Source organism: Paenibacillus catalpae (assembly GCF_900112695.1).
GTDB classification, from domain to species: Bacteria; Bacillota; Bacilli; order Paenibacillales; family Paenibacillaceae; genus Pristimantibacillus; species Pristimantibacillus catalpae.
On record NZ_FOMT01000005.1, the window covers coordinates 94,144 to 109,468 of the forward strand.

General features: G+C 48.8%; 15 protein-coding genes. 11 read left to right on the plus strand and 4 right to left on the minus strand.

Going from position 1 to position 15,325, the window contains the following annotated elements; all coding sequences use genetic code 11:
* The first annotated feature begins 113 nt into the window (after nt 1–113).
* The 3 genes from BM200_RS21785 to BM200_RS21795 are packed head-to-tail and all read left to right on the plus strand — an operon-like array spanning nt 114 to nt 3,342.
* Entirely contained in the window at nt 114–1,481 is a 1,368-nt protein-coding gene (locus tag BM200_RS21785; RefSeq protein WP_091188769.1) for an ammonium transporter, read from the plus strand.
* Nucleotides 1,482–1,521: 40 nt separating this feature from the next.
* Nucleotides 1,522–2,589 (plus strand): DUF294 nucleotidyltransferase-like domain-containing protein, encoded by a 1,068-nt coding sequence (locus BM200_RS21790; RefSeq protein WP_091188770.1) that lies wholly within the window; start codon nt 1,522–1,524, stop codon nt 2,587–2,589.
* Between the two features lie 15 nt (nt 2,590–2,604).
* Nucleotides 2,605–3,342 carry a 3'-5' exonuclease gene (locus BM200_RS21795; protein WP_091188771.1) on the plus strand — a complete coding sequence of 246 codons (738 nt, stop codon included), beginning with the start codon at nt 2,605–2,607 and terminating at the stop codon, nt 3,340–3,342.
* Here the strand turns inward: BM200_RS21795 and BM200_RS21800 are convergent.
* Both BM200_RS21800 and BM200_RS21805 read right to left on the minus strand, forming a co-directional pair.
* Nucleotides 3,328–3,759 (minus strand): M67 family metallopeptidase, encoded by a 432-nt coding sequence (locus tag BM200_RS21800; protein ID WP_175532965.1) that lies wholly within the window; start codon nt 3,757–3,759, stop codon nt 3,328–3,330. The two genes, BM200_RS21795 and BM200_RS21800, sit on opposite strands and share 15 nt — an antisense overlap.
* A 54-nt stretch (nt 3,760–3,813) precedes the next feature.
* A complete protein-coding gene (locus BM200_RS21805) occupies nt 3,814–5,019 on the minus strand; it encodes an MFS transporter (RefSeq protein ID WP_091188773.1) in 1,206 nt (401 codons plus the stop codon).
* Between the two features lie 132 nt (nt 5,020–5,151).
* On the opposite strand from BM200_RS21805, the gene BM200_RS21810 reads away from it, so the two are divergent.
* A complete protein-coding gene (locus tag BM200_RS21810) occupies nt 5,152–5,685 on the plus strand; it encodes a TlpA family protein disulfide reductase (RefSeq protein ID WP_091188774.1) in 534 nt (177 codons plus the stop codon).
* A 51-nt stretch (nt 5,686–5,736) separates the two neighbouring features.
* On the opposite strand, the gene cimA is transcribed toward BM200_RS21810, so the two are convergent.
* Nucleotides 5,737–7,350: a citramalate synthase gene (cimA, locus tag BM200_RS21815; RefSeq protein WP_091188775.1), complete on the minus strand. Its 1,614-nt coding sequence runs from the start codon at nt 7,348–7,350 to the stop codon at nt 5,737–5,739.
* A 255-nt stretch (nt 7,351–7,605) separates the two neighbouring features.
* Between cimA and BM200_RS21820 the strand changes: the two genes are divergently transcribed.
* Together BM200_RS21820 and BM200_RS21825 are read left to right on the plus strand one after the other, a co-directional pair.
* Complete coding sequence (locus BM200_RS21820; RefSeq protein ID WP_091188776.1) at nt 7,606–8,874, plus strand: DNA polymerase IV; 1,269 nt, start codon at nt 7,606–7,608, stop codon at nt 8,872–8,874.
* Between the two features lie 148 nt (nt 8,875–9,022).
* Nucleotides 9,023–9,259 (plus strand): ferredoxin, encoded by a 237-nt coding sequence (locus BM200_RS21825; RefSeq protein ID WP_015843751.1) that lies wholly within the window; start codon nt 9,023–9,025, stop codon nt 9,257–9,259.
* A 65-nt stretch (nt 9,260–9,324) separates the two neighbouring features.
* On the opposite strand, the gene BM200_RS30100 is transcribed toward BM200_RS21825, so the two are convergent.
* Nucleotides 9,325–9,468 carry a hypothetical protein gene (locus BM200_RS30100; protein ID WP_175532955.1) on the minus strand — a complete coding sequence of 48 codons (144 nt, stop codon included), beginning with the start codon at nt 9,466–9,468 and terminating at the stop codon, nt 9,325–9,327.
* Nucleotides 9,469–9,639: 171 nt separating this feature from the next.
* On the opposite strand from BM200_RS30100, the gene BM200_RS21830 reads away from it, so the two are divergent.
* From BM200_RS21830 to BM200_RS21850, 5 genes are all read left to right on the plus strand, one after another.
* Nucleotides 9,640–10,737, plus strand: coding sequence for a quinone-dependent dihydroorotate dehydrogenase (locus BM200_RS21830; protein WP_091188777.1), 1,098 nt, complete (start codon nt 9,640–9,642; stop codon nt 10,735–10,737).
* 17 nt (nt 10,738–10,754) lie between these two features.
* Nucleotides 10,755–11,561: a GTP diphosphokinase gene (gene yjbM / locus BM200_RS21835; RefSeq protein WP_091188778.1), complete on the plus strand. Its 807-nt coding sequence runs from the start codon at nt 10,755–10,757 to the stop codon at nt 11,559–11,561.
* A 145-nt stretch (nt 11,562–11,706) separates the two neighbouring features.
* Nucleotides 11,707–12,714, plus strand: a complete 1,008-nt coding sequence (locus tag BM200_RS21840; protein WP_091188779.1) for a substrate-binding domain-containing protein — start codon at nt 11,707–11,709, stop codon at nt 12,712–12,714.
* Between the two features lie 156 nt (nt 12,715–12,870).
* The gene (locus BM200_RS21845; RefSeq protein WP_091188780.1) at nt 12,871–14,115 is read left to right on the plus strand and encodes an AGE family epimerase/isomerase; all 1,245 of its coding nucleotides are present in this window, start codon (nt 12,871–12,873) and stop codon (nt 14,113–14,115) included.
* Complete coding sequence (locus BM200_RS21850) at nt 14,108–15,316, plus strand: glycoside hydrolase family 130 protein (RefSeq protein ID WP_091188781.1); 1,209 nt, start codon at nt 14,108–14,110, stop codon at nt 15,314–15,316. The genes BM200_RS21845 and BM200_RS21850 overlap by 8 nt, the downstream gene beginning before the upstream one ends.
* The last annotated feature ends 9 nt before the right edge of the window (nt 15,317–15,325 follow it).

Consider the following 15,325-nt stretch of genomic DNA (forward strand, 5'->3'; position numbering starts at 1 on the left):
ATTTTTTTTCTATTTTAGAAGATTATATATTGTCAAAATAGGTGCTTCTGACTATAATGACATTAAGTCTTTCCTAACATGTTAGTAAACATCACATTAAGGGAGTGGTCGTATTGATTAAGAAAATGGTGTTAACTTTAGCTGCATTATGTTTGGTGTTCCCGGCAATGGCTTTTGCCGATGACCCGACAGCAGGAACACTTAACATGGGAATTAACTCGCTGTGGGTAATGGTAGCTTTCGTGCTCGTATTGCTCATGCAAGGCGGTTTCATCCTATTAGAAACAGGTTCCACCCGAATGAAGAATGCAGGCCACGTTGCCGGCAAAACAATCTTCACAGCAGGTCTTGCAGCATTGATTTACTGGGCAGTTGGTTATGGCTTTTCATTTGGAACTGACAATGCTGAGGGCTCCATCGCCAAATTTATTGGATTCGGAGATTTCCTGTTCGATCCTTCGATCATAAGCGTAGATGATGGACTTCCTACTACATTGTTCTTCCTGTTCCAACTGGCTTTCGCGATCGTATCGCTGTCCATCGCATGGGGCGGCTTCGCAGAACGCGCTAAATTGTCCTCCTACTTTATCTTTACGATTGTCTTTATCGGTGTTATCTATCCTATCGTGGCTCACTGGATCTGGGGCGGCGGCTGGCTGGCAAAAGACGGCGCACAAGACTTCGCGGGCTCGACTGTTGTTCACTTGTCCGGCGCGCTTGCGGCATTCGCAGCTACCGTATTATTGAAACCACGTATCGGCAAATATAACAAAGACGGCTCTGCAAACGAAATTTCCGGTCACAACCAAGTATTCACGGCATTGTCTGTATTGCTCCTTTGGGTTGGCTGGTTTGGCTTCAACGCTGGTTCTACTCTTGCAATCGGCGACGGCTTCTTCGGTTATGTAGGCTTTACTACCATGCTGGGTGCTGGCGCTGGTGCTGTTGCAGCACTTCTTATCTCGTGGGCAGTTAACGGCAAAGCGGAAATCACAACAATGCTCAACGGTACACTTGCTGGTCTCGTAGCTATTACGGCTTCTTGTGCATTTGTAGAGCCTTGGGCGGCCGTTGTTATCGGTCTGGTAGCAGGCGTGCTCGTATTCTACAGCGCGAAATTCTTCGAAAAAATCAAAGTAGACGACCCAATCTATGCGATGTCCGTACATGGTGCTGCAGGTATCTGGGGTACGCTGGCTAACGGTATTTTCGCAACAGATGAGCTTGCTACTAAAGTTGGCGTAGGTCAAGGCGGTCTGATTGATACAGGCAGCTGGCACCAATTGGGCGTTCAAGCACTGTCGGTATTGGTGTGCGGCGTATTCGTCCTGGCTGCATCGTTCCTCGTACTGGGTATTATTAAGTACACTATTGGCTTCCGCGTTACGGAAGAGCAAGAAATTGTCGGTCTTGACCTGAGTGAGCATGGCGCTTATGGTTATCCTGAGCAACTTAAAAAAGGTCAAGGCATCCAAGGTTAATGTAAGGTTTGTTGGACTGACCTGAGGGGAGAGGCGGCGGATGGGCGATCCGGTACGTGTGCAGCTTCTGAAGCAAATCGGCAAAGCCGATAACGTGAATGTACTGCGCAGTTTGCGGGATCAAGTACACGAGCATATGAAAGGTATTCTCCAGATGAGTCCGGTCGAACAATTCAACGAACAATTAAATGAGCTGCATGATTCGGTGATATGCCGCTCTATCATACTAGCGGAAGCGGAAATGGCACGGCTCGGGATTGGTTCTCCCCCCGTGCCTTACGCATATCTATTGTTCGGCAGCGGAGGACGTCAGGAACAGACGCTGTCGAGTGATCAGGACAGCGGTATTGTTTATGACGACTCTGTCATTGATTCGGAGGGGACCAGGGCTTATTTTCAGCAATTAACCTCAATCATCGTCTCGATATTGCAGCAGTCCGGTTATCCGTTATGCGAGGGGAATGTGCTGAGCGATAACCCGGAGTGGTGTATGTCGTTAACCGAATGGAAGGTCAAGCTGAATGGCTGGTTTGCAGAACCGGCATGGGAGGCTGTTCGGTACTTGTTAATCATGGCAGACGGACGATCAGTATATGGTGATCATCGTCTTGCCCTTGAGCTGAAGGATCATTATTTCAATAATGTCCTTGAATATCCGAATATTACACGGCGGATGCTCGATAATACGATGCGACACAAAATGCTGCTCGGAGTATTTGGACATTTGCTGAAAGAACAATATGGAACGGATGCAGGCAGTCTTGATATTAAATACGGTGCGTATATCCCGCTCGTAAACGCGATTCGGTTGTTAGCTATACAGGCAGGCATTCGCGATACGTCTACGCTGTCCCGGATCCGAGCTCTGGCGGTGCATGATAAGCTGCAATCCGACGAGGCGGCTGCTTATGAACAGGCGTTCCGTCTTTTTCTCCGGTTGCGATTAATGACGACCGAGCAGAACGAGGATGGATTGTACGCCAATAACGGGAAGCTGTCCAGCCGGAGCTTGTCGCGGGAAATAACCGAGGAGCTGAAGAGCGCCCTAAGGACAGGGAAGAAGCTGCAGCGCAAAGTATTTAAACGTTCAACAGGAAGGCTCATGTAAGGCGGTGGTGAAAGAATGAAGGAACCAAAAGGCGTCGGGCGGATGTGGAACTTGTATAAAATGGGAGGTTTTACTCCTGCCATAGCCTCCATGATGGGTTCGCAGAATGCACAGCAGATGGCCTTTATCCGTTCTATCAACAAGGAGCAGCGCAAAGGGTCCATGCTTGATATGCCCCTTAAGGAGCTGGACATTGTTGTGTTTGATTTGGAGACGACTGGTTTCTATCCTTCCAATGGGGATGAAATCATCTCGTTTGGAGCTGTTCATATGAAGGGGCTGGAGTTAAACGAAGAGCCTAGGCAGTTCTATAGTCTCGTGAATCCGAAACGTCGAATCCCCCGGCAAATCATAGAGTTGACGGGAATAACCAATGAGATGGTGCAGGATGCGCCGGATCTGATGCAGGTACTGCACGACTTTATGGAGTTTATCGGCAGAAGACTGTTAATTGCGCATGCCGCCGGACACGACAAGCAGTTTCTGAATGCGGCATTATGGCGAACTTCCAAAATCAGCTTGAATCACAGGGTACTGGACACGATGCTGGTTGCCAAATGGCTTGAGCCGAAGCGGGCTTCCTATGCCCTGGATGATCTGCTTGAGGACTTTGGTATCCCGATCACGGAGCGTCACCATGCCTTGCATGATTCCATCATGACGGCAAAGCTGTGGCAACAGTTTTTGATCCGGATATTAGACCGGAACATTACGACATTAGGCGATTTATACGCTTATTTAAGCAAGCATTAATACAAGAGGGCGGAAGGTATGGTTATCTAGCCTATAGGGCTGGACAACGGGAGCGGAACCTCCCGCCATAGAGATAATCCAATAGGAATTCTGACGACCGGAAGCCGGAAAGCCAAGCGCATCGCGCTTTGAAGGTACGGCTGAGGTTGTAGGATGGGAGTGGAAAAAACCGACGAGCGCTTGTCGGTTTTTTTGCATGCCATAATAAACCGATATCCACTCGCCGGGATGAAAGCGAAAGGAGCGCAGCGGGTCTTCATGAATATTCGTAATGGCGTGAATATGAGTAACCGTTGCCGGATTGCCCTCGGCAGCTGCTGTGCCCACGAGGACTCCGCAAGCCTCCTTGGGCAACGCCGCGCGGCAAATGGTCAATAATTGCTCGGATGCTTGATGAGTAATAGCGATCGATTCCATTCTGGCATTCCTTTCCTGCAGGGTACACCTCATTATACAGGGGAGGGTAAGCCTTTAGCTAGCCGGTTTAGCGGTTTTCTCCGGATGAAGAAGACGAATAGCAAAGAGCAGGGCGGCGATGGCCAGTACGACGAGCAGAATAAAAAGTACCGTCACGGAACGGTCAGCCAGCCAGCTGAACAATGGCGGGCCTGCGGCAACGCCAAAAAATCTCAGGCTGCTGTAAAAGGAAGTCACGATTCCCCGGTGAGACTGGTCTACAGAGCCGGTAATCCATGTATTTAAACAAGGCAGCAATAAGCCTGTACCTACGCTGCTTATCGTAATAAATCCGATAAAGACATAAATGAGCCAATAGCTGAACAGACAGCCAATTAATGCAGCGCTCATGAGGGATAGGCCGATGAGAATACAGCGGCGCATTTTTTTGCCGTCTTTCTTAATGCTATGTCCGGTCAGATAAGCAGTAATTACAAGGCCAAGCAGTGGTATGGCAAGAATACAGCCTTTCCATACGCCTTCGATGGAATAAGGGGGCTTCTCGAGCAAGTCTGACAAATAGACCAGTACCCCAAACAGCAGGAATAGACCTAATGCTCCCGTACAATAGGCGGTGATGAGCCAGCGGCCTTTCTCCCGAAAAATTTTTCTCATATCCGTTAAATATTGTTTGAGCTTTAATGGTTCGGATTCAGATTTGGGCTCCTTAATGAAGAACCATACAGCAGCAAGTGAAGCGGCACAGAAGATCGGAAAAGCAAAAAATGGCGCATACCAAATAATCATAGCCAGCAGCGAACCGAGGATCGGACTAACGACTTTACCCGCGCCATTCGAAGCCTCAACAATGCCCAGCGCTTCGCTTTCCTCTCCATCCTTATACATATCTCCAACAAGCGCCATGGCAATCGGAGCTGTTCCAGCTGCAGCTATCCCTTGTATGACTCTGGAAGTGACAAGGAGCCAGTATGATCCCCAAACCGCGGCAAAGCCTGCGAGTATGCCGGCAGCGCCGTATATGGCAAGTGCGGGTATGATGATGACTTTTCTGCGGAATCGGTCGGATAAATAACCTATAGCTGGTATGAAAATAGCCGCGCTAACCGAAAATAGAGTGATAATAAGGCTGGATTGAAGCTCAGATATCTCCATCTTCTTGGCTAAGTCAGGCAAGATTGGGACAAGCATCGAATTGCCGAGCACAAGGACGAGTGGAACAGAAGCAAAGGCAATATATTGCAGCCATTTGTGTTCGGCCATAAAAAGCATCCTCCGATCTTGATGTTGGACATTGACGATTTCATGGCTAATGTGCCCCTCGTCTTGAGCTTCCATTCCTCGCCGTGTTAGGATAGGTATAATATAGAAAAGAATGATGAAAGAAGGGACACCATGAAGCGCGCTACGATGCTGTTTATCGCAGCTTTTGTTTTGGCAGGTTTAGCGGTGTATCAATACGTCGCGAAAGAGGAATCAAGCGTTACCGCGGCTGCCGCAGGCTTCAAGCCAAAGGCAGGATCTGAGGCCGTAACTTTCCAATTGCCCGGACTAGATGAAAAAAACTATGCGATTGGCGGCAAGCAGGACAAGCTGACCTTCGTTAATTTCTGGGCGTCCTGGTGTGGACCTTGCGAGCTGGAAGCTCCGGATCTGCAAAAGCTCTATGAGAAATACGGGGATAAGATCGCCTTTTACGGTGTAAATGCGACGAAGTTTGATAAGGAAAGAGCCGCAAGGCAGTTTGTGGATGATCATGAGTTTACATTCCCAATCCTTATGGACCGGAAGGGGGATGTTACGAATACGTACAAGGTGGATACGTTCCCGACAACCTTCCTCATTGATTCCTCCGGCGTCATTCGCGAACGGATCAATGGTGTCATTACAATTGATGAATGGGAACGGCTCATTGAGCAATACAGCTAAATATAACAATAACGCCCGGCAGATGGCTGCCGGGCGTTTTATTTGGGTTTATTAGTGGTTTACAACACCAATCCGTTCGTTAAAGTCTGAAGGAGCGGTGTTCGCTTTCTCCATGTTTAACAAAGCATAACGGATACTGTCAATAAGAGCTTCCCAGCTGGCTTCAATAACGTTGCTCGATACGCCTACAGTACTCCAAGTATTCTCTGCATTGGAGGATTCTACGAGTACCCGTACCTTTGCGGCTGTAGCATCTTTTTCGTCAAATACGCGAACCTTATAATCGGACAAATGGATTTCTTCAATCTTCGGATAGAATTGGACTAGTGCTTTGCGCAGCGCGTTGTCCAAAGCGTTAACCGGTCCGTTGCCCTCAGCTGCCGTATAGACCTGCTTGCCGTCAACGTTCAGTTTTACGATCGCTTCCGAATTCATTTGGCCTTTCGAGCTTTCAACCAGAATTTTGAACGACTCAACCTTGAATACTTCAACCGGTTCGCCAAAGGCTTGACGGAGTAGAAGCTCCAGGGAAGCATCCGCCGCTTCGAATTGATATCCTTGATGTTCAAGCTCCTTGATATGATCCATAATCGCCTTGGTCTGCTCATTGTTGGCATTAATATCGAGACCAAGCGACTGTGCCTTCGAAATAATATTCGATTGGCCGGCAAGCTCGGATACAAGGATGCGCTGCTTATTGCCGACTAACTCCGGTTCGATATGCTCGTACGTTTTCGAATCTTTCATGATCGCCGACACGTGAATGCCGCCTTTGTGGGCGAATGCCGCATTGCCGACGTAGGCTTGGCCAACCGGCATATTGACGTTTGCGATTTCGCTCACATAACGTGCTGTGCCAGTCAGCGTACGAAGCTTCTCTTCAGGGAGGACATCGTAGCCCATCTTGATCTGAAGATTGGGAATGATCGAGCAGAGGTTTGCATTACCGCAACGTTCGCCATATCCGTTAATGGTGCCCTGCACCTGGCGGGCACCGGCCTGAATGGCAGCCAGGGAATTGGCTACTGCCAGCTCGCAGTCGTTGTGAGTATGTATGCCGATAGGTGCAGTCAGCTCCTGGCGAATCCGGCTGACGATCTCATGAATCTCGCCCGGCAGTGTGCCTCCGTTCGTATCACAAAGCACAAGCCAGTCTGCGCCGGCTTCCTGGGCTTTGCGTAATACCGCTACGGCATATTCCGGATTGTTCTTGTAGCCGTCGAAGAAATGCTCGGAATCAAACAAAGCTTCCATGCCTCTTTGCTTCAGGAAAGCGATGGAATCGTAAACCATGGATAAGTTCTCTTCCAGCGTGGTCTGCAGTGCCGTATGCACGTGGAAATCCCATGATTTGCCGACAAGCGTAGCTGCCGGTACACCGGATTCAGCGATGCGCACAAGGGAAGAATCATGCTCAGCCAGACTGAATTTACGGCGCGTGCTTCCGAATGCCGTAATTTTGGATTGAAAATTCAAGCTTTTAACCCGTTGGAAAAACTCGATATCTTTGCCGTTGCTTCCAGGATTCCCGCCTTCAATATAGTGAACGCCGAGCGCGTCAAGTTTTTGAGCAATTTTTAGCTTATCATCCGCCGACAGGCTGATTCCTTCGCCTTGCGTACCGTCGCGCAGCGTAGTATCAAATATGGTTATCGATGTTGTCATAGCCGGGACGCCTCCTTTTTCACTGTTCGCCTACACAAATATAATTAACTATTATAACACTTGTTGATTAGAATGTAGAGAGGAGCAAGGAATTTTTTATAATATAAGCCAATATAAATTTTCTCTATACCGAGCTTATATTATACCTAGAAACGGTTATAATACGGCGCACTTGTTTAAGCCGGTTTAAACCTGATTTGACGCACCTTCCTGCGGGACGGTATGCTGGGAGGAGTAGGAAGGTGATTACTGGCTATGGCGGACGCACACAAAGATTATCCGGCCAAAGGGCGCGTCATTCTTCATTTGGACATGAATGCATTCTATTGCTCCGTACACGAAGCGGAGGAACCAGAAAAATATAAAGGGAAGCCAACGGCTGTTGCCGGTAGCGTAGAGCTCCGCAAAGGGATTATCGTTACTTGTTCTTATGCTGCGCGGGGTAAAGGAATCAAGACGGGCATGACCGTCAGACAGGCGATGCGGATTTGTCCTGATCTGATCATTATCCAGCCGGATTTCGACCTGTACCGCAAGTTCTCCCGCGGGTTTATGAGCATCGCAAGGCAGTTTACACCGCTGGTGGAACCGATCTCGATTGATGAGTGTTACATGGATATTACGGGTTCCAAAATCTTCGGTTCCCCCCTTGAGATCGCCAAAACGCTGCAGCAGCGAATTGCAGAGGAGTGGATGCTTCCATGCTCGATTGGCGTCGCTCCTAATAAACTGCTCGCCAAGATGGCGTCGGATATGAAGAAGCCTAACGGTCTGACGGTACTGAGGCTGCGGGATGTGCAGGCTGTATTATGGGATAAACCTTGCGATGTGCTGCACGGGATCGGGAAGAAAACGGCGGATAAGCTGGAGAGACTGCGCATTCGGACAATTGGTCAGCTGGCTGCCGCGGACGAAGAGCTGCTGATCCGTCAATTCGGCACATACGGCTCGTGGATGAAGTCGGCGGCCCATGGTATTGATCATTCGGAGGTTCGCGCGGACCGTGAGCAGAGCAAGTCTATCGGGCACACGACAACCTTGCCTTATGATGTAACGGTCCGGGAGGATGCTCATCGCATACTGCTTAATCTGGCCGATCAGACAGCCCGCAGGCTGCGGCGGCAGAAGCTGATGGCATCTACCGTCCAGATCACGGTCAGGAAGCCGGATATGACCACTATAACGCGCTCAAGCACACTTCGAGTCCCGACCCATTCAACGGATGTTGTTTATCATCAAGCTTGCCGGCTGTTTGATGAGCATTGGCCGGCAGGCGATCCGGCACGGCTGCTCGGGGTTACTCTGCAAAATCTGACGGCGGAGGAAGAAACTGCCGTACAGCTTGATTTGTTCGACTACAAGGAGCAGCCGCGGAAAGAAGCTTTGACGAAAACGATGGATGTTCTGAGGGACAAATTTGGCGAGAATGCGGTGCTTACGGCCGGAATGCTGGGGGATGATCCCTCAGCGCTTATCCGCAATAAAAAATTGCGCGGAACATCTCTCCAAAAGGATGAAATCTAACAATTGTACAGGTATAGCTTGTTGCCAATGTGGACGGTTTGTTATATATTGATGAGTGAAGGTTCACACTAATTATAGCGAGCGGAAGATACAACAAGACGTTTGCAGAAGCATTTTTATGTCTATTTTTTTGTGGGAGGGAATACCAATGGCTAAATTTACATGGGTAGAGAAAGACACCTGTATCGCTTGTGGAGCTTGCGGCGCTACAGCACCAGATATTTATGATTATGACGATGAAGGTATTGCTGAAGTCATCTTCGGAAACGACGGCAACCATGGTAATACAGAAATTCCTGAAGATCTGTACGACGATTTGCAAGATGCTTGCGACGGCTGCCCTACAGACTCGATCAAGATTGCTGACGATCCGTTTAATATGTAAGCTGCAATAATAAACTCCATGCCAATCAGCTTTAAGCTGAGGGCATGGAGTTTTTTTGTGAACGATTATGAATTGAGGATGAGAAGGACGGTAACAGCGGCAATGATGACAACAACGATTGAACCGATCCAGGCGAGCGCCTTGACGTTTATCTCTTCTTTTGGCTTCGTTTTCATAGCGGGAGCTTTCCGTTTGGCTGTGCTCATCATCAATCAACCTTCCCGTGGAAAAATGTTTACAATATATTCTCATTGTAATCGGTTTCTTGCACAGCTGCAACAATAGGATGAGCTTTGCGCACGAGCGCCGGCCTTTTCTTTTTCTTATAAAAAAGATAAACTGTCAGATAGGAAAGACAACTTGAAACGGAGTGTGTAATCTTGCTTTATTCTTCTATTCTAAAACCGGCATTATTTCAAATGGATCCTGAGAAGGCCCATCATCTCGTCATAGACGGACTGCATACTGCCGGACGCGTTCCGGGCATGAACGGCATGCTGCATGCCATGTATGGCGTTGCTGATGCGCCTGAACTCGCCGTTGATCTGTTTGGTATTCATTTCCCTCATCCGGTTGGCCTCGCTGCCGGGCTGGATAAGAACGGCGTAGCCGCGGACGGCTTCTCCAGCATAGGCTTTGGCTTCGCTGAAGTTGGAACGGTGACGCCTAAAGGACAGCCGGGCAATGAACTGCCGCGTTTGTTCCGACTGCCTTCCGACGAAGCGCTTATTAACCGGATGGGCTTCAATAATGAAGGTGCTGAAGCGATGGCGCGCAAGCTGTCCCAGCGCAAGATTCACCGGATTCCGATTGCCGTTAACGTCGGTAAAAATAAAGCAACACCTAATGAACGGGCTCACGAAGATTACCGTTCGTGCATACAAGTGTTATATCCGCATGGCGATTTCTTCGTCGTGAATATCAGTTCCCCGAACACCCCGGATCTGCGCGCGCTGCAGCATGGCGACGAGCTGCGCACGCTTCTTGGCGAAGTATTGGAGGAAATCGGACTCCAAGCGTCGAAATTAGGTAGCAAAGCAAAGCCGGTTCTGGTGAAAATTGCTCCTGATATGACGGACGAGCAGCTTGAGCTTACCGTCTCGACAATTAAAGACAGCGGCGTATCGGGCATTATCGCCTCGAATACGACGATTTCCCGAGAAGGGCTTACACATCCGAATGCCAAGGAAACGGGCGGATTAAGCGGATTGCCGCTGCGCGAGCGCTCAACGGAGGTCGTAAGAGCGGTTTACCGGCAGACGGAGGGCAAGCTCCCGATCATTGGATCGGGCGGTATCTTTACAGCGGAGGACGCATACGCCAAAATCCGCGCCGGAGCCTCGCTCGTCGAAATTTATACCGCTTTGATCTATAAAGGTCCAGGAGTACTCCGCGAACTGACGAACGGCTTAAAAGAACGATTGCGTAAAGACGGCTACCGTAATATATCGGAGGCAGTGGGCGCAGATCATCGATAGGAACAGGAGGCGGCCGGATGGATGGTAGAGATTGGAATCTTTTTTTGCAGCCTTATGAGCAAGCAGTAGAAGAATTAAAAGTGAAATTAAAGACGATGCGGGTTGAGCTTAAGATGCGTGAGGCGTATGCTCCCATCGAGTTTGTTACCGGTCGTGTCAAAAAAGTATCAAGCATACTGGAGAAGGCAAGGCGGCTAAGTGTTCCCGCAGATCAGCTGGAAAAAGGCATCGAGGATATCGCAGGCATTCGGATTATGTGCCAGTTCGTGGACGATATTCACCGTGTAGCCGGATTTATACGGACGCGGAAGGACCTGTCTCTCGTCTACGAGAAGGATTATATTACGAATTTCAAGGACAGCGGCTATCGCAGCTACCATATGATTGTAGAATATCCGGTACAGACCGCGCTTGGCCAAAAATTCGTACTCGCCGAAATTCAGATCCGGACGCTTGCCATGAATTTCTGGGCTACAATTGAGCATTCGCTTAATTATAAATATAAGGAAAGCCTTCCGGAGGACGTTCGCAAGCGGCTTAAAAAAGCTGCTGAAGCCGCATTTCTGCTGGATACGGAGATGTCGAGCATCCGCCATGAAATTCTGGATGCACAACGTGACTTTGAGGAACGATCCAATGTGGTGTCCAAAGTGCTGAGCTCGATTCAGGATCTGTACTTCTATCATCGGGTGAGAGAAGCAGCGCAATTCCAGATGAAATTTAATGAGCTGTTTGAGCAGGAAGATTTATACGGTCTCAAGCAGTTATCGTATGATATTGAATCGGCGATCTTGCGCGCGAAGAAAAATAATCATAATACTTAGCTTCAAATGAAAATCCCGTTGCCTGCTCAATGATGCAGGACACGGGATTTTTTGCATTCTATTTGACAAAAGCTTGCATCCGTCCTATCTTTACGTTGTAAGGTTAACGATAAATAAGCGAAGTTTACCAGCCGGAGGCATAGGCATGCAAAATAATATTACGATGCGGGATATTGCAAGCAAATTAGGTGTCAGCAGTGTAACCGTGTCTAAGGCGTTAGGCGATAAAGAAGGCGTAAGCGAAGAGCTCAAGCAGAAGATTAAGGAGCTTGCCCAGGAAATGGGCTACCGGTACAATACGGCGGCCAGGACGATGAAGGAAGGTTTCTCATACAACATTGGCGTTGTGATCGCCGACCGGTATGCAAGCAGGACGCAATCATTTTATCTGCAGTTCTATCAATTTCTGGCAACAACACTCGAAGAAGAGCAGTACTCAGGCATCCTGCATATGCTTAGCGAGGAAGACGAAGAACAGCTCGTATTGCCTAGAATCTACCATGACCGGAAGGTGGACGGGTTTATTATACTCGGCCAGCTGAGCAATGCGTATATTGAGGCATTTGCCAATACGGAAATCCCGCTTGTGTTCCTGGATTTCTATACGGATCAGACGGAACTGGACTATGTAATTACAGATAATTTCTACGGCATGTATGAGATGACGAACTATTTAATCAGCTGCGGTCACCGGGATATTGCGTTTGTCGGCAATGTGCATTCGACGAGCAGTATTCAGGACAGATTCCTTGGCTATTACAAATCGCTTCTGGAACACCGTATACCGCTACGGGAAGAGTACATCATGAATGACCGGGATAAGAAGGGCAAATTTATTGATATAGCTATTCCCGACAAACTGCCAACCGCGTTCGTCTGTAATTGTGACCAGGTTGCGTACATGCTGATTAATACGCTGCGCAAGCAGGGCATTCAGGTGCCGGAGGACTGCTCGGTAGTTGGCTTTGACAATGATATTTATGCAACGCTTGCTGAGCCGGGGCTGACTACGGTTGAAGTGGACAGGAAGGAAATGGCAAAGGCGGCGGTTAACAAGATTGTGAACAAAATCAGATCGACTGCCACCAGCAGCGGCAGAGTGCTTGTAAGAGGGAAAATGATTTACCGGCAGTCCGTAAAGTCCATTCTTTAATTTAACGATTAGCTAAATTCGCATAGAAACATGAGGTGACTTCGGTCGCTTCATGTTTTTTTGTTGACGGGAAAACCGTATCCTTTTACAATGAGTTTGTAACTTAATCGATAACTTAATAAATTACCTAAATTCGATGACGGGAGATTGAGAAACGTGGAACAGCCTGATATCAAGAGCTGGCAGCAGGAAATAGAAAGCGAGTTAAAGGATAATATTCTATCCTTTTGGATGAAGCATACGCGGGATGAGAGATACGGCGGGTTTGTTGGCGGGATTACGAATGAGCTGAAGGTGAATGATGCTTCTGAGAAATCACTGGTGTTAAACGCCAGAATTTTGTGGACGTATGCGGCTGCCTACCGGAAGTACAACGATCCTGCTTATTTGGAAATGGCAGAGCGTGCTTACGAGTATATAATCTCGCATTTCCAAGACCGGGAAAACGGCGGTTACTATTGGCTGCTCGATTATGCCGGAGAGCCGGTGCAGACGAAGAAGCAGATATACGGCCAGGCTTTTATGATCTATGCGTTGGCTGAATATGTACAGGCGCGTCCGGATGAACTGGCACTGCAGCAGGCGGAACAATTATTTGGGCTGATTGAGCAGCACAGCTATGACGAGAAGTACAAAGGTTATATTGAAGCGCTTAGCCGCAGTTGGGAGGCTACGGATGATCTGAGCCTCAGTCATACGGATCTGAATGAGAAAAAATCGATGAATACGCACCTGCATGTGCTTGAGGCTTATTCGAATTTGTTCCGCGTATCGCCGTCGGCACGCCTGGCGGGCAAGCTGAAGGAATTGATTGAAACGATGCTCGACCATATCGTTGATGCAGAGTCAAATCATTTCAAGCTGTTCTTTGATGAAGCGTGGCATTCCAAATCGCATGAAATTTCATACGGGCATGACATTGAAGGCAGCTGGCTGCTGGTGGAAGCGGCAGAGGTGCTCGGCGATCAGGAGCTGTTCCGCCGCACGGAGAGAATCGCGCTTGCGATGGCGCAAGCCGTTTACGAAGAAGGCGTGGATTCGGATGGCGCGGTCGTTAACGAAGCTGATCCGCATGGCTGGACGGATACCGATAAGATCTGGTGGCCGCAAGCGGAGGCTGTGGTTGGTTTCCTGAACGCGTATCAGATGTCGGGTCAGGAGCATTTTTTGCAGGCCGCTTACCGGACGTGGGAATTTATAGACCGCTGCATTGTGGACAAAACAAACGGGGAATGGTTCTGGAAGGTGAATCAGGCGGGAGAGCCCAGCTATGAGCAGATGAAGGTCGATCCGTGGAAATGCCCGTACCATAACGGACGAATGGGCCTCCAAGTACTCGAACGATTAGCAAAGCTGGATAAACAAACAAATAAGGAACATGGGGGAGCACATCATGTATAATCCATCGTTTATGAATAAATTAAAAAGCATTCATGCCGGGCATCAGGAGCTTCTGAAGAGACCAAATGTAATTGCAGCAAGCGGCAACGGGATTTATGACCGGTATGAGAATCCGGTTCTTACTGCGGCACATACTCCGATTTATTGGCGGTATGATCTTAATCCGGAGACGAATCCGCATCTGATGGAGCGGATTGGCGTGAATGCGGCTTTTAATCCGGGCGCTATTGAACTGGACGGAAAGTTTTATCTCGTTGTCCGTGTGGAAGGGCATGACCGCAAATCGTTTTTCGCCGTTGCGGAGGGTGATAACGGAATAGAGGGCTTTACATTTTGGGATTATCCCATTGTGATGCCGGAAACGGATAATCCTGATATTAATGTCTACGATATGCGGCTGACGAAGCATGAGGACGGATGGATCTATGGGGTGTTCTGTACAGAACGGAAGGATCCGGAAGCGAAGAAGGGCGATACGTCAAGTGCCGTAGCCAGCGCAGGTATCGCAAGAACCAGAGATCTGAGAACATGGGAACGGCTGGACGATCTTCGTACCCCTTCACCCCAGCAGCGAAATGTTGTCCTTCATCCTGAATTTGTGGACGGCAAATATGCCTTCTATACAAGGCCGCAGGACGGATTTATTGACGCAGGCTCGGGCGGAGGAATCGGTTGGGGCTTGTCAACAAGCATCGAGCATGCGACTATTGAGATGGAAACGATTGTGGATGAGAAAATATACCATACCATCAAGGAAGTAAAGAACGGACAAGGTGCGGCGCCGATCAAAACAGATAAAGGGTGGCTGCATATTGCCCATGGCGTTCGGAATACAGCAGCAGGACTGCGATATGTGATCTATGCGTTTATGACGGATTTGAATGAGCCAAACAAGGTGATCTATGCGCCTGGAGGTCATTTGATAGCGCCGGATGGTGAAGAGCGGGTTGGTGATGTTTCGAATGTCGTTTTCACCAATGGTCTGATCGCCAGAGATAATGGTGAAGTGTTCATTTATTACGCTTCCTCGGATACGCGCTGTCATGTTGCGGTCACGACTATAGAGAAGCTGATCGATTATGTCGTACATACGCCATCTGATCCGCTTCGCAGCTATGCCTGTGTGCAGCAGCGCAACGAGTTGATCACGAGCAATCTGAAGCTGATGGAGCGTCCGGAATTTAACTTCCTTAGAAAATAAGCCCTGATC

Excerpts from the sequence above, each read along its gene's own strand:
- BM200_RS21790 (WP_091188770.1), top strand. The coding sequence starts at position 1,522 with ATGGGCGATCCGGTACGTGTGCAGCTTCTGAAGCAAATCGGCAAAGCC.
- BM200_RS21795 (WP_091188771.1), top strand. The coding sequence starts at position 2,605 with ATGAAGGAACCAAAAGGCGTCGGGCGGATGTGGAACTTGTATAAAATG.
- BM200_RS21800 (WP_175532965.1), bottom strand. The coding sequence starts at position 3,759 with ATGGAATCGATCGCTATTACTCATCAAGCATCCGAGCAATTATTGACC.
- BM200_RS21805 (WP_091188773.1), bottom strand. The coding sequence starts at position 5,019 with ATGGCCGAACACAAATGGCTGCAATATATTGCCTTTGCTTCTGTTCCA.
- BM200_RS21810 (WP_091188774.1), top strand. The coding sequence starts at position 5,152 with ATGAAGCGCGCTACGATGCTGTTTATCGCAGCTTTTGTTTTGGCAGGT.
- cimA (WP_091188775.1), bottom strand. The coding sequence starts at position 7,350 with ATGACAACATCGATAACCATATTTGATACTACGCTGCGCGACGGTACG.
- BM200_RS21820 (WP_091188776.1), top strand. The coding sequence starts at position 7,606 with ATGGCGGACGCACACAAAGATTATCCGGCCAAAGGGCGCGTCATTCTT.
- BM200_RS21825 (WP_015843751.1), top strand. The coding sequence starts at position 9,023 with ATGGCTAAATTTACATGGGTAGAGAAAGACACCTGTATCGCTTGTGGA.
- BM200_RS30100 (WP_175532955.1), bottom strand. The coding sequence starts at position 9,468 with ATGATGAGCACAGCCAAACGGAAAGCTCCCGCTATGAAAACGAAGCCA.
- yjbM (WP_091188778.1), top strand. The coding sequence starts at position 10,755 with ATGGATGGTAGAGATTGGAATCTTTTTTTGCAGCCTTATGAGCAAGCA.
- BM200_RS21840 (WP_091188779.1), top strand. The coding sequence starts at position 11,707 with ATGCAAAATAATATTACGATGCGGGATATTGCAAGCAAATTAGGTGTC.
- BM200_RS21850 (WP_091188781.1), top strand. The coding sequence starts at position 14,108 with ATGTATAATCCATCGTTTATGAATAAATTAAAAAGCATTCATGCCGGG.